Source organism: Polynucleobacter cosmopolitanus (assembly GCF_002224225.1).
In the GTDB taxonomy this organism is placed as follows: Bacteria; Pseudomonadota; Gammaproteobacteria; order Burkholderiales; family Burkholderiaceae; genus Polynucleobacter; species Polynucleobacter cosmopolitanus.
This window is the reverse complement of record NZ_NJGG01000002.1, coordinates 85,552-105,669: the sequence shown is the minus strand read 5'-3', so window position 1 is coordinate 105,669 and position 20,118 is coordinate 85,552. Positions and strand designations below refer to the sequence as shown.

At 45.0% G+C, this 20,118-nt stretch carries 21 protein-coding genes and 1 tRNA gene; 9 read left to right on the top strand and 13 right to left on the bottom strand.

Going from position 1 to position 20,118, the window contains the following annotated elements; translation table 11 throughout:
- Window positions 1-12 precede the first annotated feature (12 nt).
- Window positions 13-2,409, bottom strand: coding sequence for a YgiQ family radical SAM protein (locus AOC33_RS05970; RefSeq protein WP_089515786.1), 2,397 nt, complete (start codon window positions 2,407-2,409; stop codon window positions 13-15).
- A gap of 161 nt (window positions 2,410-2,570) precedes the next feature.
- Here AOC33_RS05970 and AOC33_RS05965 point away from each other — a divergent pair, with 161 nt between their 5' ends.
- Window positions 2,571-3,503 (top strand): DMT family transporter, encoded by a 933-nt coding sequence (locus AOC33_RS05965; RefSeq protein WP_089515784.1) that lies wholly within the window; start codon window positions 2,571-2,573, stop codon window positions 3,501-3,503.
- A gap of 17 nt (window positions 3,504-3,520) precedes the next feature.
- On the opposite strand, the gene AOC33_RS05960 is transcribed toward AOC33_RS05965, so the two are convergent.
- Together AOC33_RS05960 and AOC33_RS05955 are read right to left on the bottom strand one after the other, a co-directional pair.
- Window positions 3,521-4,147 carry a YbhB/YbcL family Raf kinase inhibitor-like protein gene (locus AOC33_RS05960; RefSeq protein WP_089515782.1) on the bottom strand — a complete coding sequence of 209 codons (627 nt, stop codon included), beginning with the start codon at window positions 4,145-4,147 and terminating at the stop codon, window positions 3,521-3,523.
- Window positions 4,148-4,173: 26 nt separating this feature from the next.
- Window positions 4,174-4,497 carry a dual-action ribosomal maturation protein DarP gene (locus AOC33_RS05955; protein WP_089515780.1) on the bottom strand — a complete coding sequence of 108 codons (324 nt, stop codon included), beginning with the start codon at window positions 4,495-4,497 and terminating at the stop codon, window positions 4,174-4,176.
- A gap of 51 nt (window positions 4,498-4,548) precedes the next feature.
- Here AOC33_RS05955 and AOC33_RS05950 point away from each other — a divergent pair, with 51 nt between their 5' ends.
- Both AOC33_RS05950 and aroQ read left to right on the top strand, forming a co-directional pair.
- Window positions 4,549-5,109 carry a YaeQ family protein gene (locus AOC33_RS05950; protein WP_089515778.1) on the top strand — a complete coding sequence of 187 codons (561 nt, stop codon included), beginning with the start codon at window positions 4,549-4,551 and terminating at the stop codon, window positions 5,107-5,109.
- Between the two features lie 84 nt (window positions 5,110-5,193).
- Window positions 5,194-5,643, top strand: coding sequence for a type II 3-dehydroquinate dehydratase (gene aroQ / locus AOC33_RS05945; RefSeq protein WP_089515776.1), 450 nt, complete (start codon window positions 5,194-5,196; stop codon window positions 5,641-5,643).
- A gap of 24 nt (window positions 5,644-5,667) precedes the next feature.
- On the opposite strand, the gene AOC33_RS05940 is transcribed toward aroQ, so the two are convergent.
- Window positions 5,668-5,874, bottom strand: a complete 207-nt coding sequence (locus AOC33_RS05940) for a SlyX family protein (protein WP_089515773.1) — start codon at window positions 5,872-5,874, stop codon at window positions 5,668-5,670.
- Between the two features lie 117 nt (window positions 5,875-5,991).
- Between AOC33_RS05940 and AOC33_RS05935 the strand changes: the two genes are divergently transcribed.
- Window positions 5,992-6,891 carry a DMT family transporter gene (locus AOC33_RS05935; protein WP_089515771.1) on the top strand — a complete coding sequence of 300 codons (900 nt, stop codon included), beginning with the start codon at window positions 5,992-5,994 and terminating at the stop codon, window positions 6,889-6,891.
- Here AOC33_RS05935 and AOC33_RS05930 read toward each other — a convergent pair whose 3' ends face one another.
- A complete protein-coding gene (locus AOC33_RS05930; protein ID WP_089515769.1) occupies window positions 6,892-7,098 on the bottom strand; it encodes a hypothetical protein in 207 nt (68 codons plus the stop codon). It lies immediately after the preceding gene.
- Entirely contained in the window at window positions 7,095-8,318 is a 1,224-nt protein-coding gene (locus AOC33_RS05925) for an MFS transporter (protein ID WP_245835623.1), read from the bottom strand. The genes AOC33_RS05930 and AOC33_RS05925 overlap by 4 nt, the downstream gene beginning before the upstream one ends.
- A 92-nt stretch (window positions 8,319-8,410) precedes the next feature.
- Here AOC33_RS05925 and AOC33_RS05920 point away from each other — a divergent pair, with 92 nt between their 5' ends.
- Complete coding sequence (locus tag AOC33_RS05920; protein WP_089515765.1) at window positions 8,411-9,220, top strand: ferritin-like domain-containing protein; 810 nt, start codon at window positions 8,411-8,413, stop codon at window positions 9,218-9,220.
- Here the strand turns inward: AOC33_RS05920 and AOC33_RS05915 are convergent.
- Window positions 9,217-10,134 (bottom strand): 3-hydroxyacyl-CoA dehydrogenase family protein, encoded by a 918-nt coding sequence (locus AOC33_RS05915; protein ID WP_089515763.1) that lies wholly within the window; start codon window positions 10,132-10,134, stop codon window positions 9,217-9,219. The genes AOC33_RS05920 and AOC33_RS05915 overlap by 4 nt on opposite strands.
- Window positions 10,135-10,404: 270 nt before the next feature.
- Between AOC33_RS05915 and AOC33_RS05910 the strand changes: the two genes are divergently transcribed.
- Both AOC33_RS05910 and AOC33_RS05905 read left to right on the top strand, forming a co-directional pair.
- Window positions 10,405-11,541: a mandelate racemase/muconate lactonizing enzyme family protein gene (locus AOC33_RS05910; RefSeq protein ID WP_089515761.1), complete on the top strand. Its 1,137-nt coding sequence runs from the start codon at window positions 10,405-10,407 to the stop codon at window positions 11,539-11,541.
- Entirely contained in the window at window positions 11,523-12,575 is a 1,053-nt protein-coding gene (locus AOC33_RS05905) for an Ldh family oxidoreductase (protein WP_089515759.1), read from the top strand. The genes AOC33_RS05910 and AOC33_RS05905 overlap by 19 nt, the downstream gene beginning before the upstream one ends.
- 63 nt (window positions 12,576-12,638) lie before the next feature.
- On the opposite strand, the gene AOC33_RS05900 is transcribed toward AOC33_RS05905, so the two are convergent.
- The 5 genes from AOC33_RS05900 to AOC33_RS05880 form a co-directional block, all read right to left on the bottom strand.
- Complete coding sequence (locus tag AOC33_RS05900; protein ID WP_089515756.1) at window positions 12,639-13,361, bottom strand: ribonuclease activity regulator RraA; 723 nt, start codon at window positions 13,359-13,361, stop codon at window positions 12,639-12,641.
- Between the two features lie 9 nt (window positions 13,362-13,370).
- Complete coding sequence (locus AOC33_RS05895; RefSeq protein ID WP_089515754.1) at window positions 13,371-14,156, bottom strand: SDR family oxidoreductase; 786 nt, start codon at window positions 14,154-14,156, stop codon at window positions 13,371-13,373.
- On the bottom strand, window positions 14,156-15,091 hold the full coding sequence (locus AOC33_RS05890) for a dihydrodipicolinate synthase family protein (protein ID WP_089515752.1): 936 nt from the start codon (window positions 15,089-15,091) through the stop codon (window positions 14,156-14,158). The genes AOC33_RS05895 and AOC33_RS05890 overlap by 1 nt, the downstream gene beginning before the upstream one ends.
- On the bottom strand, window positions 15,088-17,109 hold the full coding sequence (locus tag AOC33_RS05885; RefSeq protein WP_089515750.1) for a TRAP transporter permease: 2,022 nt from the start codon (window positions 17,107-17,109) through the stop codon (window positions 15,088-15,090). The genes AOC33_RS05890 and AOC33_RS05885 overlap by 4 nt, the downstream gene beginning before the upstream one ends.
- 70 nt (window positions 17,110-17,179) lie before the next feature.
- On the bottom strand, window positions 17,180-18,127 hold the full coding sequence (locus AOC33_RS05880; RefSeq protein WP_089515748.1) for a TAXI family TRAP transporter solute-binding subunit: 948 nt from the start codon (window positions 18,125-18,127) through the stop codon (window positions 17,180-17,182).
- 265 nt (window positions 18,128-18,392) lie between these two features.
- Between AOC33_RS05880 and AOC33_RS05875 the strand changes: the two genes are divergently transcribed.
- Window positions 18,393-19,328, top strand: coding sequence for a 3-hydroxyacyl-CoA dehydrogenase family protein (locus AOC33_RS05875; protein WP_089515746.1), 936 nt, complete (start codon window positions 18,393-18,395; stop codon window positions 19,326-19,328).
- Between the two features lie 58 nt (window positions 19,329-19,386).
- Here AOC33_RS05875 and AOC33_RS05870 read toward each other — a convergent pair.
- Window positions 19,387-19,470: transfer RNA gene (locus AOC33_RS05870), tRNA-Leu, on the bottom strand.
- A 250-nt stretch (window positions 19,471-19,720) separates the two neighbouring features.
- Here AOC33_RS05870 and AOC33_RS05865 point away from each other — a divergent pair.
- The gene (locus tag AOC33_RS05865; RefSeq protein ID WP_089515744.1) at window positions 19,721-20,116 is read left to right on the top strand and encodes a DUF3302 domain-containing protein; all 396 of its coding nucleotides are present in this window, start codon (window positions 19,721-19,723) and stop codon (window positions 20,114-20,116) included.
- Window positions 20,117-20,118 lie beyond the last annotated feature (2 nt).

Sequence of the window (20,118 nt, the reverse complement as noted above, 5' to 3'; positions counted from 1 at the left end):
AAAGCAGTGTGATCACTTCTTTTTATTGATTGGCGCTCTTACACCAGGCTTTGAGCCAGTGCTTAATCCTCTGGCTGAGCTTGGGCGACCAGAAACGCTGCCTGTGGTTTTAGCACCAGTCTTAACACCTGTTGCACGGGGAGGTAAACCAGTGTGTTGCGTCATGATCTTGCCGCGACCAGGTTTTTGAGGAACAGAGAAATCTCTTGGATTGTGAGCAACGGCTGTGGCCGCAGGTTTGCCAAACGGCTTACCACCAGCCAGACCCATTGAAGAGTTCTTGCGACGCGGACTTTGGTAGCTGCCATCAGTCGTTGGCTGATAGTTTGGTATCAAATGGTGCTTGCCATTACCAATCAAATCAGCACGGCCCATTTTTTTCAATGCCTCTCTTAGCAAAGGCCAGTTATTGGCATCGTGGTAACGCAAGAATGCTTTGTGTAAACGACGGCGCTTTTCGCCTCTGACAATGTCCACTGTTTCACTGTCACGCGTGACTTTGCGCAATGGATTTTTATTGGTGTGATACATGGCTGTAGCGGTTGCCATTGGAGAAGGGTAGAAGGTTTGAACTTGATCAGCTCTAAAACCATTTTTCTTCAACCAAATCGCTAAATGCATCATGTCTTCATCACTGGTCCCTGGGTGGGCTGCAATGAAATAAGGAATCAAATACTGTTCTTTACCTGCTTCTTTAGAGTATTTATCAAATAACTCTTTGAACTTATCGTAAGCGCCCATGCCTGGCTTCATCATTTTTGATAAAGGGCCTTGCTCGGTGTGCTCAGGAGCAATCTTTAAATAGCCACCCACGTGATGAGCCACAAGCTCTTTGATGTACGCTGGCGCTTTAACTGCGAGGTCATAGCGCACGCCTGAACCAATCAAAATCTTCTTGATGCCAGGTAAGGCTCGCGCGCGACGGTACAACTGAATCAACGGCGTGTGATCTGTGTTGAGGTTCGGGCAGATATCCGGATAAACACACGATGGTTTACGGCAGTGCGCTTCAATCTCTTTCGATTTACAAGCGATGCGGTACATGTTGGCGGTTGGACCGCCCAAGTCAGAAATAATGCCTGTGAAGCCTGGAACCTTGTCGCGAATATCTTCAATCTCTTTGATGATTGAATTAGATGAACGATTCTGAATGATTCGACCTTCGTGCTCAGTGATTGAACAGAAAGTACAGCCACCAAAACAGCCGCGCATGATGTTCACGGAGAAACGAATCATGTCCCACGCCGGAATCTTGGCATCACCATACGATGGGTGGGGAGCTCTGGCGTAAGGTAAATCAAACACTGAATCCATCTCTTCGGTGGTCAGTGGGACAGCAGGAGCATTCAGCCACACATCTCTGACAGATGCACCTTCACCATGTTGCTGCACCAATGCACGCGCATTGCCTGGATTAGTTTCTAAATGAAGGACGCGACTAGCATGTGCGTAGAGCACTGGATCACGCTTCACAGCTTCATAGCTTGGAAGACGAATCACTGTTGTGTCACGCTCTAAACGTTTTCTGGCAGTCGGCACAACTGTGATGGCTTGAACCGCTGGCTCTTGATCAAGCGTGCCATCGGTCTTTTTACAACTGGTGCCTTGTTCTTTGGCTTGCTCATCAGGCGTTAAGTAAGGATTGATCGGGGCATCAATCACACCCGGTACATCTACTGTGCTTGAATCAATTTCTGTGAAACCTGGGGCAGGGTGACGTCTAACAAACGCCGTGCCACGAATGTCATTGATGTCAGCGATCTTTTCACCTTTGGCCAAGCGATGAGCAATTTCAACCACAGCTCTTTCAGCATTGCCGTAAAGCAAGATATCCGCTTTTGCATCAATCAAAATAGAGCGACGTACCTTGTCTTGCCAGTAGTCGTAATGCGCAATTCGGCGCAATGAGGCTTCAATACCCCCCATAACTATGGGGGTATCAGCATAGGCTTCACGACAACGTTGAGCGTAAACCAATGAACAACGATCTGGTCTCTTGCCACCCATGCCACCAGCTGTATAGGCATCATCACTGCGCACTTTGCGATCAGCCGTGTAACGATTGATCATGGAATCCATGTTGCCGGCAGCCACGCCATAAAACAAATTCGGTTGGCCTAGGGCCTTGAATGGATCGGCTGATTGCCAGTCCGGTTGAGAAATGATGCCGACACGAAAGCCTTGTGCTTCAAGCAAGCGACCGATGATGGCCATACCAAAACTTGGGTGATCCACATAAGCATCCCCAGTCACAATGATGATGTCGCAGCTATCCCAACCAAGCTTGTCCATCTCTTCTCGACTCATTGGCAAGAAGGGGGCTGTACCAAAACATTCAGCCCAGTATTTAGGGTAAGAATCTAATCTTGGCGAGCTAGGTATTAGAGAGGGATTGAAAGGTGCGTTCACGGGCTGTATTTTAGGCTTTTTAAGCACTTTCTGCTCGTTTAAACTAAGGGCTGTTTGTTTATGACAATTGAACGCTTTTGGGCACTTTTATCTTGTTCAATCGTTCATACTCAATCAAACCTCGATAAAAAGTCTAATAAAGCCCTTAAAAAGTCCAACGCATGCAAAGATCCTTTCTCCTTAGTTCGCTGCTAATTGCTGGATTAGGGTCAATTCTGTTTTCGGCCAAAGCAATCGTGGTCAAACTTTGCTATCAATATGGGGTCGATTCCGCCACTGTGTTGTCTTTGAGGATGCTTTTTTCTTTACCATTCTTCTGGGTGGCTGTGTGGTGGTCATCACGCTATCACCAACCATCACCCATGGCCAAGCGTGACATCTTGAGCATCATCTTTTTGGGTTTTGTGGGGTATTACCTTTCAAGTTACCTGGACTTCTTAGGATTGCAATACATCACCGTTGGACTTGAGAGAATCATTCTCTATCTCAACCCGACAATCGTCTTGTTGATTTCAATGCTCTTTTTAAAAAAGAAAATTCACACTCAGCAGTGGTTGGCTTTGCTTCTTGCCTACGCAGGAGTGATCATTGTTTTTTCACACGACCTTCACATCATGGGGTCGTCGATTGCCTGGGGCGGCATGTTGGTATTTTTGAGTGCCATCTCTTATGCAGTCTATTTGATCTTTGCCGGTGAGATTGTGGGGCGGGTGGGCAGTATTCGTTTGGTTGCTTATGCCAGTGCATCGTCAACAGTTTTCAGCACCGCCCAAGCATTGATTCTGAACCCCACACATTTATGGACCCAAGTGCCTGAGGTATATCAGCTGAGCCTCTTCAATGCCTTGTTTTGTACTTTCATGCCCATGCTGATGGTGATGATTGCAGTTAATCGAATTGGATCGGGTTTGACTGCTCAGGCGGGTATGTTGGGACCAATCGCCACGATATTTCTTGGTTGGTTTTTCTTGGGTGAACAAATCACCATCATTCAAGTCATAGGGATGGCAGTGGTGCTCTGTGGCGTGGCGATTCTCGCCACCATGCAAACTGAAAAAAATCAGCCTCGACCTGAATTGGCTGAGGCTGAGTAATTAAAAAAACTATTTAATTAAATCGCGACACTTGGGTTCAAGCTATAAATACCCGTGATGCTTGCTTGAGCAATGATGTGCGGTTTGATCGCAATCAATGCCTCTGCACCTGTGTATGGACCAGTTAGAGAAATGCTCGGAGTATTCAGAGCATAGATTGTGAAAATATAGTGATGCTTGATTGCATCGTTCCATGGCGGGCAGGGGCCATCGTAACCAAAGTAATGACCTTCCATGGAAGCATCACCTTTGAACCAAGCGGTGTAGTCATTAATGCCTGGGGTACCTACCGGACTCTGCTGTGCTGATTTGCCTTTGGCTGTGATGCTGTTGCTATGACTACCAGCAGCAATCGTTTGAACTGAATTTGGAATGTTCACCAAAACCCAGTGATAAAAATCCACTCGCGGCAAACTGGCTGGTACCACTTTGCCCTCTTGGTTCACGTCATCACCTTTGCTTGGAACATCAGGGTCATGACAAATCAAGGCAAATGATTGTGTGTCTTTAGGGAAGTCAGACCAAGCTAAGTGAGGGTTTTGATTGCTTGATAAGGTGATATGAGTGCTTGGATCTTTGATCGCAAAAGCATACTGACCCGGAATAACGGACTGATCTTGAAAACTTGAACTAGTGATTTTCATAAACGTCTCCAATCAATTACAACGAATTAAATTTTCATCTTGCTGGCTTTTTTGGGACCCACAATGCCAATCAAGGCTTGCTTGATGCCATCAACTTCTTCTTCGCTCATGGCACCCATGATTTTGCCCAAATATTGAATGTGACGTCTGATGCCACCATGACTCCTCACATTGGGAGTTTCTTTGAGAGCATCTAATAGGCGTTCGGGAATGGGCATTTGTTTCCATTTATCAGGCATCTGACTGATTTCTTCAGCGAGATACTGTCTGGCCTCTAAACGACGCTTTATTTCAGATTTACTCGGCTTTTCGGGCGCCAAATACTCTTCAGGGGTGTTTGATTGCTTCATAATGGTATTTTCGCAGACTCCTGTGAAATTGCACAGAAAACCTAAACATTCATGGCCATTAAATCCACCATTTTCAAAGTCACTCTCTCAGTTGCTGATATTGACCACGCCTATTACGCTGACCACAGCTTAACTTTGGCCAGACATCCCAGCGAAACTGATGAGCGCATGATGATGCGATTGTTGGCTTTGTCATTCAATGCCCATCTTTTGAATGACCTTTGCCAAGGTGATGGTCAATTGGTTTTTGGGGCGGGCTTATCAGACCCTGATGAGCCGGATGTTTGGTTGAAGGATTTCACAGGTCAAACTCGTTTATGGGTAGAAGTGGGCCAGCCAGAAGAAAAGCCCTTGAGCCGCGCTTGCTCAAAATCAGACAAGGTTGTGGTCTATGCCTACCATCATGCTGCTGAAGTTTGGTGGAAGGGTATTCAGAACAAACTCACCCGCATGGATAAGTTATCGGTTTACCGTGTCTCCTCAGATATTTCTCAAGAGTTGGCGCGTTGGGCTGAGCGAAGTATGCAAATACAGGCCACCATTCAAGATGGCCATTTGATGCTAAGCAGTCATCAAGGCACCATCGAAGTGACCTGCGAGCGTTGGAAATAGGCCCGAATAGTCTTAAAGCAGACTCAAAAAATCCATCAGAAGTGCTTGGAATAAGCAATTTATCAGAGCTATACTTCAATCATCATGAAAAAAATCATTGTTCTTAACGGTCCTAATTTGAACCTCTTGGGTACGCGTGAGCCAGAAAAGTATGGTTCAAGTACCTTAGCGGATGTGGAAACACTTTGCATAGACACAGCGAAACGCTTGGGTTTTGACGTTGAGTTTTTACAGAGCAATCATGAAGGTCCGTTGATTGACAAGATTCAAGAGGCTGGCTTGGCGCATCGCGCAGGCACGGTTCAGGGCATTGTGTTTAATCCTGGTGCTTACACCCATACGTCAGTGGCGTTGCATGACGCCATTGCTGCCATGAGTGGTTTACCTGTGATCGAGGTGCACATCTCTAATGTGCATGCGCGCGAAGCGTTTAGACATCATTCCTACATATCACCAGTGGCTGCCGGGATTGTGATTGGCTTTGGTATCCAAGGTTATGCTTTGGCCATGGAAGGTTTGGCGCAAAAGTCTTGATCAGGCGCAAGCCTTGATCAGCAATCAATAGTGGGGCGGTATCTCGTCGCGAGGACTGTTCCCATCAGACGGCATATTGCTGGCCATTTGCAATTTGAGCGACTGTATTTCTTTCACCAATAATTCAATGCGTTGCTGTTGCTTGAAGACGGTTTGATTTAACTCTTCTAGCAAGTCTTCAGAAAAGCTCAGCTTGATTTCTAGGTTGGTGATGCGTTCGTCTTGATTCATGATGACCTTCTTCTAATAAGGTGAGGATACCCAAGAGCGGCAAAATGAGCAATCTGCTAGATAAGACATGCTAGCATCGCCATCTTTAGTCATCATGACAATGGTCACAGTTACTCAATGAATCCATTAACGCCTCGCGTTATCTTTTACTTGGTATTACCAACGATCCTCTGGGCAGGTAATGCCATTGTGGGACGTTTGGCAGTCGGTGAGATATCCCCCATCATGCTCAATACCTTGCGTTGGGCATTGGCAGCAATCATTTTATTGCCCATCGGTTGGAGATTGCTCAAATCAGATAGCGCTATTTGGCAAAACAAGATCCGCTTTCTTTGGCTGGGTTTACTGGGCGTTGGCTCTTACAACGCACTTTTGTACCTTTCCTTAGAAACATCAACGCCCATCAATGTGACCTTGATTGGTGGCAGCATGCCGATGTGGATGATCATCATCGGCGCATTGTTCTATCAGCAAGCAGTGCAAATCAAGCAAATGATGGGCGCCTTGATTTCTCTATTGGGGGTTGTGATTGTTCTGACCCGTGGTGATCTATCCAGCATCTTGGATATTCAGCTGGTGATTGGTGATTTATATATTCTCTTGGCCACCATCTTGTGGGGTTTTTACAGTTGGATGTTGAGTCGCCCGGGTAAGAGTACTGAACGCCAATGGCCTTGGGCTGAATTCCTGTTGGCGCAAGTCCTCTTTGGCGTGTTTTGGTCTACTACCTTTTTAGGATTTGAGTGGGCTGCTGATGCTGTGGTGTTTGAATTCACAGAATCAACCATCGCATTATTGATTTTCGTGGCAATTGCGCCATCACTGATTGCTTATCGTTGTTGGGGTTTGGGTGTGACGGCAGCAGGTCCTGCAATGGCAGCATTTTTTGCCAACCTGATTCCTTTGTTCACTGCCTTGATGTCAGCAGCTCTGCTGGGCGAGCCGCCTGAGTTATTTCATGGCTTAGCATTTGTATTGATTGTTACGGGTATTGTGTTTTCTTCTTTAAAAAAATGATCAGCTAACTAATTCAAAACGACCATCTTCCATTTCTACTTGAGGTCGAACCCAATAATCATGGGTCTGCAGTGATTCATAGACATAGGCCATCTCAAGAGTGGCTTCAATCTTGGCTAAACCAATCACCAAATAAAATCCACCCGTTTTCTTATGGCGTAACTGACTGCCGATGGGGAATAAGCTTGGTTGTGTTTTTCTCATCATGGCGTGACTCTTTTAATTTTCCAAAGTGAAAACTGCGTATAAAAAATAAACATCAATCCCCAAACAACAATTGATGCATAAGCTGCTGTCCAACCGCCATAACCAAAGTAACGACTGATATCCAGAGTTGCTCCGAATAGAGCAGGGCCCACCAATCCTGCACCAAAGCCCATCAAAGAATGCAAACCCATCGCAGTTCCTTTGATTTCTTGTGGAACGCTGATGACCAAGCCGGCCGTCAAGGTGGCCGAGTCCGCCATAACAAACATTGAGTGAATGAAAGCAAGAGCAACGATGACAGTCCAATGAGAATCAACGGACAAGCCCAATGAAATACCACTGATCGCACTACCAATCATGACCCAATACACCCAGCGATGACGACCCACTCTTAGAGCCATTTCATTACCGAGGATTGAGGCCGGTATGCTGATGATGTTCAAGAAAGCCACGATCAGCGTAGCGCTGATCAAAAAGGGTTGCTCAGGGGCGGCAATCGATGCGCAATACGTAAAAAATGCCACCAACCAAGCACGTGTCGCAAATAGCTCCAGTGTGTGCGCGCTGTAGCCCAGCATATAACCAACCGCCTCTTTAAGCGCCAATACCTTTTCCCAGCGCGCCACAGGAAAAGCATCACTCAACTTCATTTGAATATCAAAAATTCCTTTTTCACCAGGAAGTGCTTTTGTACCAATCCAAGTCAAGATACCAGCACAGATTGGACCGATGGCAATCAAGATGAACGCTAATGACCAAGAAAACTCTCGAATTAAAACCCCAGAGAGGTAATACGACGCACCTGTGCCAAGCCCAAAAAATGCTGTGTAAAAAGAAATGTGACGAGTGATTTCACCAGAGGTCACGCGATCAGAAATAATTTTTAGACCAGGCATGTACATGGCGGATACACCTGCGCCATGAATCATCAAAAAGAATAGGGCTGAGTAAAACCCATTCGCAAAAAATCCGACACCCAGCAAGCCTAATCCAGCGGCAAGACCACCAGCCAAATAAACTTGACGGGTATCGATGCGATCAGTGAGGGTTGTGGCAATGGGAACTACCAGCACATAACCAAGAAAAAAACTGCTGGCTAAAAACCCAGACTCAAAATTACTCAAGTTCCACTCTGCCTGAATGATGGTCAAGGCTGATGGATAACAAGCAAATCCAAGAAGGGACAGTGCTTGAGTTAAGAGCATTAAGTAGGTGGTCAAAATGGCAGTTGATTAATTGTTATGGTCGAAATGATTTTATCCCTAGATAGGTATTCATGGATAATTGAATTCTATTTATTTGAATCTCGCCCATGCCTGAACTTCGCTCCCAAGCCCTTCAACTGCTGAGCCTTTGCAACCCATCTGAAAAGGGTTCGGCTGTGATTGCTTTGCGCGAGCAATATTTGCAAGGTTGCATCACCATCAATGCCGAGGAACATTTGACTGAAGCAGGCTTTGATATTCCTGGTAGACCTGCTTCGCCCATTTTGGTCAATCCTGGCTTGGTCAAGCGTCGCTCGATGGTGACTGAAGAGGGTCGTTCAGTATTGATTCATGCTTTGGCCCATATTGAGTTCAATGCTATCAATTTAGCTTTAGATGCCGTATGGCGTTTCCCCAATATGCCCAAAGAATATTATGAAGATTGGTTAAAGGTAGCTGCAGAAGAGGCATATCACTTTGATTTACTCAATCGCCATCTACAAAAGAGTGGTTTTAAGTACGGAGACTTTCCGGCACACAATAGCTTATGGGAAATGGTCGGGAAAACCACTGAATCAATTCTGGCCAGAATGGCTTTAGTGCCAAGAACTATGGAAAGCCGTGGCTTAGATGCCTTGCCACCGATACAAGAGAAGCTCTCGCAAGCCCATGATCAAGAGGCCGTTGCCTTGCTGCAGATCATTTTGAATGACGAAATCGGGCACGTTGAAATTGGTAATCGTTGGTTCAATTACCTATGTCAAAAGCAAAGCTTGGATCCTATTGTGGCGTATGCAGAATTGGTTGAAAAATACGAAGCCCCTAAACTCAGAGGCCCGTTCAATTACGCCGCTAGAAAAGCAGCTGGTTTCACAGATGCGGAATTGGCAGCTCTGCAAATCACGGAAACAAATTAATCCAGTTCAATTTGCAACACATCAAAAGCAGCTTTCAAGCGTTTTTCATATTTGCGCTTCATCTCAGCAGCTTCTTCTTCTGACCAAGTTCTAAAACCTTCTTTTGATTTGATCCCGAATTTTTTCTCTTTCAAGATCTTGTTCAAACAAGGTGATATCTCTGTGTTGTTGGACAAGCTTGGATAAATTTCTTTCGCAGCAATCGCCATGCCTTCCCATCCAGAAATTTCTTTTTGTGTCATAGGGCCAACTGCTGCATAACGGAAGCCAAAACTGTAGCGCACAGCTGTATCAACATCCTCGGGTGTTGCAATGCCATCATTGACCAGAGCAAGAGCTTCACGCATCAGAGCATGCTGTATGCGGTTGGCTAAAAATCCTGGAATATCTTGATTGACCAACACTGGTTTCTTGCCTGTTTCTTCAAATAATTCGCAAACCTTCTTTGCCAACGATGGATCTGATACTTTTCCTAAAACCACTTCAACCAATGGCACGATGTGTGCTGGCATGAAGTAGTGCATGTTGAACATGCGCTGGGCTGTTTTTAAACTTTGGCTGATCTGACTAATGGGGAAGCCTGAGCTATTGCTGCCTATCGGAATATGAGTCGGAACTCTTTTATCTAATGAAGCAAAGATGGTTTGTTTAAGGGCTAAATTCTCTGTTACTGTTTCAAGCACCAATGCCACATCTGACCAGTCAGACCAATCTTCAATGGCACCAGTTTGAATCTGATCAGTTGAAATTAAACCTGAACTCAAGCCCTTGGCCAAGGCTATGATTTCAGGAATGGTGGATTTGGCGCGCTCAACATTTCTGCCTAAAAGAATCACGCCATAGCCTCTGCTGATAAAGCCTGCAGCAATGCCAAGAGCCATCGTTCCTGTGCCTAAAACAACCACTTTTTTCATGCTTGTCTCCATCATTTTTATGTCTTCCATCATACCTAAGTCAGCAAAATGGTGTTGTTAGCCAAAAGGCTCATGGAGTATGTTTTATTAGGGTTTTAACTGAGTCTTTGAGGTCAAAAACTGCTTTGTTTTACGACCTAATCGGTCTAGGATATAGCTTGCATTTCAAATCAGGAAGTCTTTATATTTAATAAGTTTTTTCTAAGTATTTGAAGTGCTATGTGAAGAACAAGTAACACCATTAAATATAAAAAATATAGAGAGACAGACATGCCCATCATTCAATCCGTTGAAGTCACAGCCGTTAGTGTTCCACTGGATCATGTGACATCTTTTTCTACTAGAACAGTTTCTGAAAGACATTACTGTTTGGTTAAAGTGCGCAGCAAAGATGGTCATGAAGGTATCGGCTTTTGCTACGTTGGTAGTGCTGCAGGAGAATTAGTCAAACTGGCTGTTGAGCAACTCTTTGCGCCAAAATTGATTGGTCAAGACAGTCATCGTACGGAAGGCATCTGGCAAGAAATGTACACCGAGTCGATCTTGCAAGGTCGATCTGGCAGTGTGATGCGCGCCATCTCAATCCTGGATATTGCACTTTGGGATTTGAATGCGCATTCAGTCAATTTACCTTTGCATCGTTACATGGGCTCATTTGTGAATAATCGCGTTCCGGCCTATGCCAGTGGTGGCTATTACTTGGATGGCAAAACACCTGCCAAGCTAGGTAAAGAAATGGAAGGCTATGTGAAGTTAGGATTCAAGGCTGTCAAAATGAAAACCGGTCGCTTAAGCCCTAAAGAAGAAGAGGCTCGCTTGAAGGCTGTTCGATCAGCCGTTGGACCAGACATCATCGTGACCATGGATGCGAACAATGCTTGGCGTGATATCCCAACGGCCATGGAATACATGAAGCGCTTTGAGCAATACAACCCATGCTGGATGGAAGAACCTTTTTCTCCCGATGCCATTGATCTTCATGCACGTTTAGCAAAACTCACCACCATAACGATTGCTACGGGTGAGATTGAAGTGGGGCGTTGGCGTCACCGTGACTTGGTCGAGCAAGGTGGAGCAGAGATATTGCAAACTGATGCCGCTGTGTGCGGAGGTATTTCTGAGTGGCGCAAGATTGCTGCCTATGCTGATGTCAAGGGCATCACTTTGAGCCCACACTGGTTCCATGATTTGCATGCCCCATTGGTGGCTGCAACTCCTAATGCACGTTTTGTTGAGTTCTTTGTTGATGATCAGGTCTTGAATTTCAGACGTTTGATCAACAAGCAATTGAAATTCAAGGACGGCGACTTGATCTTGCACACCACCCCAGGTCTTGGTTTTGGTTTCGATGAAGCTGCTGTTAAAAAATATGCGATTGGGAAAAACACATGGACCAAAATCAAATAAGTCCTGCCAGAGCAAAGCAATACGTTCAAGAGGTATTTGCCAAATTGGGGATGCCTCATGAAGACACCCTGATCGCTGCTGAATACATTGTTAGATCGGATTTGGTAGGGGCAGATGCTCATGGAATATTCCGAATGCCTCAGTATGTTCAGCGCTTTTTACAAGGTGGTATGAACATCCACCCCAAAATCAAATCCATCAAAGATACTGGCCCAATGGCCTTGCTTGATGGTGATAATGGCTTGGGTCACTTGGTGATGTTTCGATCAACCGAATTGGCCATCAAGAAAGCCAAAGAGTTTGGGATTGGCTGGGTTGGATCAAACAACGGTAATCATTCAGGTGCGGGTGCACATTACGTGAACAAAATTGCGGATGAAGGCTTGGTGGGCATCTATCTAGCGGTTGGTAGCGCTAACCACATGGCACCCACAGGCGGTTCAAGCCGCTTGATATCAACCAACCCAATCGCTTTTGGTGTGCCTGCAGGTCCAGGCAAACCACATATGATTTTAGATATGGCAACCACGGTCACAGCATTTGGAAAAATCAAAGTCAAAGCCCAAAAAAATGAAGCCATGCCGGTTGGTTGGATGATTGACGAAAAAGGTCAACCCATCACTGATCCAAAAAAAGCCACCGAAGGCACACTCTTACCCATTGGAGATCATAAAGGCTATGGTTTGGCTCTGATGATTGGTATGTTAGCTGGATGTATGAACGGTGGTGGCATGGGTAGCAATGTGGTGGATTTCAACAAAGACAGTAGCACCGTGACCAACACTGGTCAAACCATGATAGCGATCAACCCTGACTTCTTCATGGGACAAGATTACTTCTTAAGTGAAGTTGGTCGTGTGATCGATGAGTTGCATGCATCTAAAACTTTGCCTGGTGTCGATCGTATTCGAGTGCCGGGCGAAGGTGCGAAAGCCACAGAAGAAAAAAGGAGCCAAGAGGGGATTCCTTTGGCTCCTGAATTACGCGCAGCATTGAATGAATGTGCGCTGAGTTTGGGTGTTTCTACTATCTAAACTTTTCTGATATAAATTCTGCGATCTACATCATGATAAACTAAGAAGCATCAAGCTTTCTTCTTAGTTTGTTTTCTTTTTAGATTGTTCGTAGCGCGCTTTGTTTTCTTCGTTGGGTGGATATAAACCAGGAAGGGCTGCACCACCCTTGACTTGTTCCATGATCCAAGATTCCAGATTCTCTTGCTCAGGTGCTGTTGCAACCATTTCATCAACAAGATCAGCCGGTATCAAAACCGCACCGTCATCATCAATCACAATCACATCATTTGGGAAAATAGCCACACCGCCACAAGCAATCGGTTCTTGCCAAGCAACAAATGTCAAACCTGTCACAGACGGTGGTGCTGCAATACCACTGCACCAGATCGGCAATTCTGTTTCTAAGACGCCAGCCACGTCTCGAATCACGCCATCGGTGACCAAAGCTGCTACCTGACGTTGCTTCATCCGTTGACACAAAATATCGCCAAAAATACCAGCGTTGGTTACACCCATGGCATCAACCACTGCAATGCAACCAGCTGGCATATCTTCAATCGCTGCTCTGGTTGAAATTGGTGATGACCAAGAAGCTGGCGTGGCCAAGTCTTCTCGGGCTGGCACAAAACGCAAAGTAAATGCACGGCCAACAATTCTCCCTTGGCCTGATTTCAATGGCATGCTGCCGCGCAACCACACATTACGCAACCCTTTTTTGATTAATAGGGTGGTCAGCGTCGCTGTGGTTACCTTTGAAAGTACGTCGATCACTTTTTGATCTAATGCTTGAACGGGTGTTTTCATAAAAGACTCTTAAATATTAGGAATATTGCCGCCATCCACACGGATAACAGAACCAGTGATGTATGAAGCGACTTGACTGGCTAAAAATGCCACTGTGTCACCGTATTCTTCAGGTCGACCCAAGCGGCCCACAGGAATAGACTTTAAGCTGTCAGCCTCAACATCCTCAAGAGAAATATTCTCACGCTTTGCACGAGATTCATCCAGAAAACGAATGCGATCCGTCGCAATTCTTCCTGGAACAATGACGTTTGCAGTGATGCCGTGTGGAGCAAGTTCGCGAGATAAAGTTTTAGACCAAGCGTGCAAAGAGGCTCTCAAAGTGTTTGAAATGCCCAAGTTAGCGATGGGGATGATGGCGCCTGATGATGTGCTAGTGATGATTCGTCCCCATCCTCGTTGCTTCATACCTGGTATGGCGCGATCAGTGATGGCAATGACTGAGAGAACCATCTCTTGAAACTTTTCAATCCAAAGTGCGGTTGATTGTCCTGCGGCAGTTGCTGGAGGAGGTCCACCGGTGTTGTTCACCAAGATATCAACGGGACCAAGATTTTTTTCAATTTGTGTGAATAATTCATCGATGGCTGCTAGATTGCCTAAATCCCAAGCGATGCAGTAAGCCTGACCACCTGCTGCTTTGATCGCTTGCGCAGTCGTCTCTAAGTTCGCCATTGTTCTGCCAGCTAAAGCTACTTTGGCACCCTCTTTACCAAGAGATAGGGCTATGGCACGACCTAAGCCGCTGCCAGCGCCAAATACCAAGGCAGTTTTATTTTTAATGCCTAAATCCATTATTCAATTTCCTTTAATCGTTTTGTTTGTCTAATCGTTAATCGTTCAATGTCTTTAATATCTGCTGGTGATAGTTTTGGCCCTGGCTTACGAACCGCGGCTGATGCAATCACGCCGCGTTCAGCCAAGATGTGTTTGCGAACGGCTAGACCGATATTCGCTTGCTGTTCATATTTGGCCAAAGGAAGATAAGCATCATAGACATCACAAGCTTTTTCTATATCGCCTTTTGCAAACAACTCACAAACACTCACCATCATTTCTGGGTAAGCAAAACCTGTCATCGCACCATCAGCACCGCGAATCATTTCTTCTGTTAAGAAGAGGCCACCACCATTGCCAGTCAGAATTGAGACTCGCTCAATCTCTTTTTTGGCAATTGAAGCAATGATTCCGGATAACTTGTTCAGTCCTGGAGAATCCTCATGCTTGAGCATCACGCAATTAGGGGAGTTCTTTAAGATCTTGAGAATCACAGCTGTTGACATCTGTACGCCAGTTGAAACCGGATGATCTTGCAGGCACCATGGCACATCAGGTCCCAATGTTTCATTGACCATGTCAAAGTAAGCTGTGATTTGATCATCGGTACGAAGCGTTGAAGGGGGTGCCACCATCACACCTGCAGCACCCATGTCCATCACTGAAGTGGTCAATTCTTTCATGGGGGCAAATCCAGGGGCAGATGCACCCACCACCACGGGAACTCTATCATTCACACGCTTTAAAACACGCGCCACAAAAGTCTTTGATTCTTCAGCCGTTAACTTAGTGGCTTCACCCATGATGCCAAGAATCGTCAGACCAGTAACACCACAGTCCAAATAAAAATCGACCATGGAATCGGTGCTCTCTAAATCAAGAGCACCATTCTCTTTGAATGGGGTCACGGCAATCAAATAAACACCGCGGCTGTTGCGATTGAATTGGCTCATGCGGGTGCTCCTGCAGATTTTTTATTTCTGATGATCTGCATCACCACGACCAAAGCAAAGCCCATAAAGCCAGCAATGTCTGAGTAATTAGATGGATACGCCAATGCAACACCAGACAAAATTAAAATCCAACGCTCAAACAAATTGGTCTTGGCCAAGAACCAGCCTTGTAGACCGCCTGCTAAAGCAATCACGCCTGCCACAGCGGTGAAACTCACCCAAGCAATTTGTAGCCAATCTGCATTAGCCAATGCTTTGGTTGAGCCCATCAATAAAAGAGCACTGCCAGACTTATCCAATACAAACATGAAAGGCACCAAAATCGCAGGAGCTACGTATTTCCAGCTCTGCAAGGTGGTCTTATAAGGATTACCTTTACAAATTGCAGCGGCAGCAAATGGCGAGAGTGCTGTTGGAGGAGATACTTCAGACAAAACAGCGTAGTAGAAAATAAACATGTGCGCCGCAAAAGCAGGCACGCCCAAATTAATCAAAGCAGGGGCGGTGATCACAGCGCAAATGATGTAAGACGCAGTAACTGGTACAGCCAATCCCACGACCCAAACAATCATCGCTGTATAAATAGCCGTCAACAATAATGAACCATCAGCTAATTGGATGATGATGGAGCTGAATTTAAGCCCTAGGCCAGTCAAGGTCACTGTACCAACAATCAAACCAGCACCGATACAAGTTGCAGCAATGCTGATCACACCAGATGAACCATTGGCCAAAGCTTTGATCAAGTTAGACTCGTAAAAAGACTTGATGACGGATTGTTTTCCGCTGAACATGTCCCAAGGCAAGATGGCCGTATCAGCTCTTAACATACTGGTTGCTGCAGAAAGCACCGTGGCCCAAAACACCGACATCACAGGTGAGAAGCCCATCATCATGAAGACCACGATTGAAATCAAAGAGAAGAAGTGGAACCAATACTTCTTGGCCAAATTCCAAGCGGTGTCTACTTTGTCAATTTTGATGGCAGACATATTGTATTTTTTGACATCAATTTCAACCATGACAAATAAGCCAAGATAGAAAAGGATGGTTGGAATACAAGCCATCAACAAAACATCTAAATAAGAAATCTTTAAAAAGTCAGCAATCAAGAAAGCCGCAGCACCCAACACTGGAGGGGAGATGATGGCGCCTAAGCCGCCCGCTGCCAAAAGACCACCGGCCGCATTTTTGTCGTAACCAACCTTGTCCAACATTGGAGCTGCTACCGTACCAACTGTCACCGTTGTGGCAACGCCAGAGCCTGATGGACCGCCTAATAAGAATGATGAAAGCACAATTGTTTTACCCACACCTGAGGATTTACCGCCCATGGTGCTGAAAGCAAAATCAATGAAAAATTTACCAGCATTGGTGAACTGCAAGAAGGCGCCAAAGATGGTGAAGAGAATGATCAATGTTGCTGAAACGTCTACGGCTGTTCCAAACACGCCCTCCAAGGTCATATACATATAACCTACCAAACGAGAGACCTCATAACCTTTGTGAGTCCAAGGAGCTGGTAAGTAATTTCCAAATAATGCATAGGATAAAAATAACAAAGTGACTGTCAGTAAAATCAAGCCATTGGTGCGACGGACACCTTCAAGAATCAAAATGATAAAAATTACGCCAAAAATAATGTCGAGTTGCAGTGGGGCAGTATTTCTATCCGCCAAATCATCGCCGCCTTGCAAGATATAAAAAGCCGTGGCAACCGCTAGGCCTGCTAAAACGATGTCCCAAAGCATGAGCCTATTTTTAAATTTGGCCGCTATCGGAAAAGACAAAAACAAAATAGCTAAAACAAAACCAACGTGGACCACTCGGAGTTGTAGCGTCGGCACAATTGAATAAGCTGCATACAAATGAAACAGTGACATGGCCACTGCAGCTAATGTCAAGAAAACGGCTAAAAAGCCTTTGTACTGATGTGAGTCGCCTTCTTCTTGACGAATCAATGACTCTACTTCCTGTTGGGTTTTTTCATCCAATGCAGGGGTTTGATCTTGGATCATGGTTGTCTCGTTCAATGGAAAACTACCCAAGGAGTGCTTGGGTAGTTTGTATTATTTTTCTAATATTTTTTTAGAACTTGGCGCCGCGTTCTTTCAAGTATTTAATAGCACCTGGGTGAAATGGCACTGAGCTATTACCTGGCTTCTGAATACCAACGCTGATGCTTGAATATTCAGTGTGCGTAGCGATCAACTCTTTTTGATGATCAAATACAGCTTTCACAATCTTGTAAGCTTGGTCATCAGGCATTGATGCGCTAGCAACCAAAATATTAGCCACGGCTGATACTTGATTGTCTTTCGTCATACCTGCATAAACGCTCTTCGCAATGGTGTCTGCATAGTAAAGATTGCCATATTTTTTATTCATGGCGGCTACTTCAGCAGCGTTATCGATCATCACAATTTTTGTGCCTGGAGTATTAGCCAAGTCAGTCACAGCCGCAGTTGGTAGACCACCAACCCAGAAGAATGCATCGATCTTGCGGTCTTTCATGGCATTCACTGATTCAGCAGCACTTAAACGCTCACGCTTCACATCTTTGTCTTTATCCATACCAGTAGCTTCGATCAAGCGAAAAGCCATCACTTCAGTGGCGCTACCAGGTGAACCTGTGCTGACACGCTTACCTTTAAGATCTTTCATTGACTTGATGCCAGTAGCTTCAGTTGTCACGACGTGCATGCGGTTAGGGTAGAGAACCAATAAAGTGCGAAGTTCGACCTTTTTGTTGGTGAATTTGTCTTTACCCTCGAGGGCATCCTTTGCAGCATCTGCCATGGAGAAGCCAATATATGGCTTACCTGTGCCAATCAAATTGATGTTATCAACTGAACCACCAGTCACTTCTGCAGTTGCTTGCATGCCAGGTACATGTTTCGAAAGTACAGAAGCTAAACCGCCACCCATTGGGTAGTAAACACCACCTGTACCACCAGTACCTACAGAAATATTTTGTGCGCTCGCAATACCAGCTGAGCTGAACAGAAGTACAGCTAAAAGTTTTGCAATTTTCATTCTTTTGTCTCCGGTTTGTTATTCAAAAAGTATTTAATACCGTCCTCAAAATTTAGCACTATTTTTTTCTTTTTGCTCCATGTTTTTGGGATTACCTAGGGTTATCACTAGTCAATTGCTTTTAAATAAAAAAATGCACTATTTAAGAGCAAGTTCTCGGTCAAAAATATCTCTGAAATATGATTAAAACTGGTTTACATTTCAGATGCAAAATTCATAAGTAGTCATCTAAAAATAATTAAATAAAAAATCAATCGAGGCAGAAATGACAGGAAGTAAAAAAGTAGTGATCGTGGGTGGTGGCACCATGGGTGCTGATGTGGCATTGGTATTTTTAAGAGGTGGTTACGCCGTAGAAATCATTGAGGCAGGTACAGAGCGCCGAACTTTTTTACCTCAGTATTTTGAATTTCAAATCAAAGAACTCGGATATGCCAAGCCAAATAAACCCATCACAATTCATGCAGATCTCAAAGATGTTGCATGGTCAAGCGTTGATTTGGTGGTGGAATGTATTCCAGAAAAATTACCGCTCAAGCAAGAGCTGTTCAAGCATTTAGATGAACTGGCACCAGCTCACACCATTCTGGCAAGCAATAGTTCGAGTTTTCCAATTAGCCAGATTGCTGAGGGCTTAAAGACCACCAGTCGCATGATTGGTTTGCATTTCTTCATGCCAGCCCATTTAGTACCTTGTGTGGAAGTGATTAAAGGTGAAAAGACCAGTCAGGCAGTGATGGATGATTTATTCCAAATCATGACGCGTTGCTTGATGGTGCCGGTCAGGGTCAACAAAGACTTACCTGGCTTCTTGGCCAATCGATTGCAGCATGCCATGTCTCGCGAAGCTTTCTCAATGATTGATCAAGGCATTGCCACCCCAGAAGACATTGATAACGCTGTTAGGTTTGGATTTGGATTTAGGTATTTGGCGGCCGGCCCTGTGATGCAGCGCGATCATGCTGGGATTGAGATTCACACGGCTGCAGGTGCGAGCATTTACCCATCCTTGTGCAATGATGCAACGCCAGCCAAATGTTTGACCGAGAAAGTTAAAAATAATCATTACGGTATGAAGACCTCTCAAGGTTTTTACTCTTGGACCCCGGAAACAATCAAAGTTGAGCGCAATCGCTATGACACGATTCTCAAAGCGGGCCTGAAAATCATCCAACAGGACATTGAAAATATCTGCCGATAAAAGTATCTCTAAATAAAAAAAGCTTGTTTCTCTTTGCAAAGAAACAAGCTTTTTGATTTGGTGCCCCAGGAGAGACTCGAACTCTCACGCCTCTCGGCACCGGCTTCTAAGACCGGCGTGTCTACCATTCCACCACCAGGGCATGGCTTAGGCGCATGAGAAAACTGTCGAAAACTCTCATCACACTTCAGCTAAGCCCATCATTCTACTTGAAATTTTCGTAAATTTAAAGCCTGAGTGGCGATTTCCTGCTAGGCCACATAATTACAGCATTAGCTATAGGGCTAATGTGCGATTGGCTGATATATTTCTATCATACGAATTTAGATAACTATCTGTTAATTCTGATATTTTTAGAATTATTGACTGTTCATTGAGTCCGAGAGTTTTGTATGCCTACACCGTCAGCACCAATTAAAAATGCCTCACAAATCGCTCTGTTTGGAGTGATGTGTGTCATTTCTGGACAAGTTTTAGCCGCTGGCTTTGTCGATACTTTGGCGGATGTGTTCTCCTGGATAGCAATCATCATCATTCCAATTGTTCTTGGAATCGCTTATTGGCAAATTCATTATTTACCCAGCAAGATTGCTGAAAAACGTCAGCATCCACAGAAGGAAGCCATTCATGCGATGTGCATGGTTTCACGTTTTTCAGGAGGCTTGTTTTGGCCGATTGCATTTGTCTGGGCTCATTTAAAGCCAACCATCGTGCCTTTATCAAAAGATCAAGTTCAGTCTCTTGCGGAAGCTGAAAAGAAATCTCTCTCAAACAGCGCTAAGGACTAGAC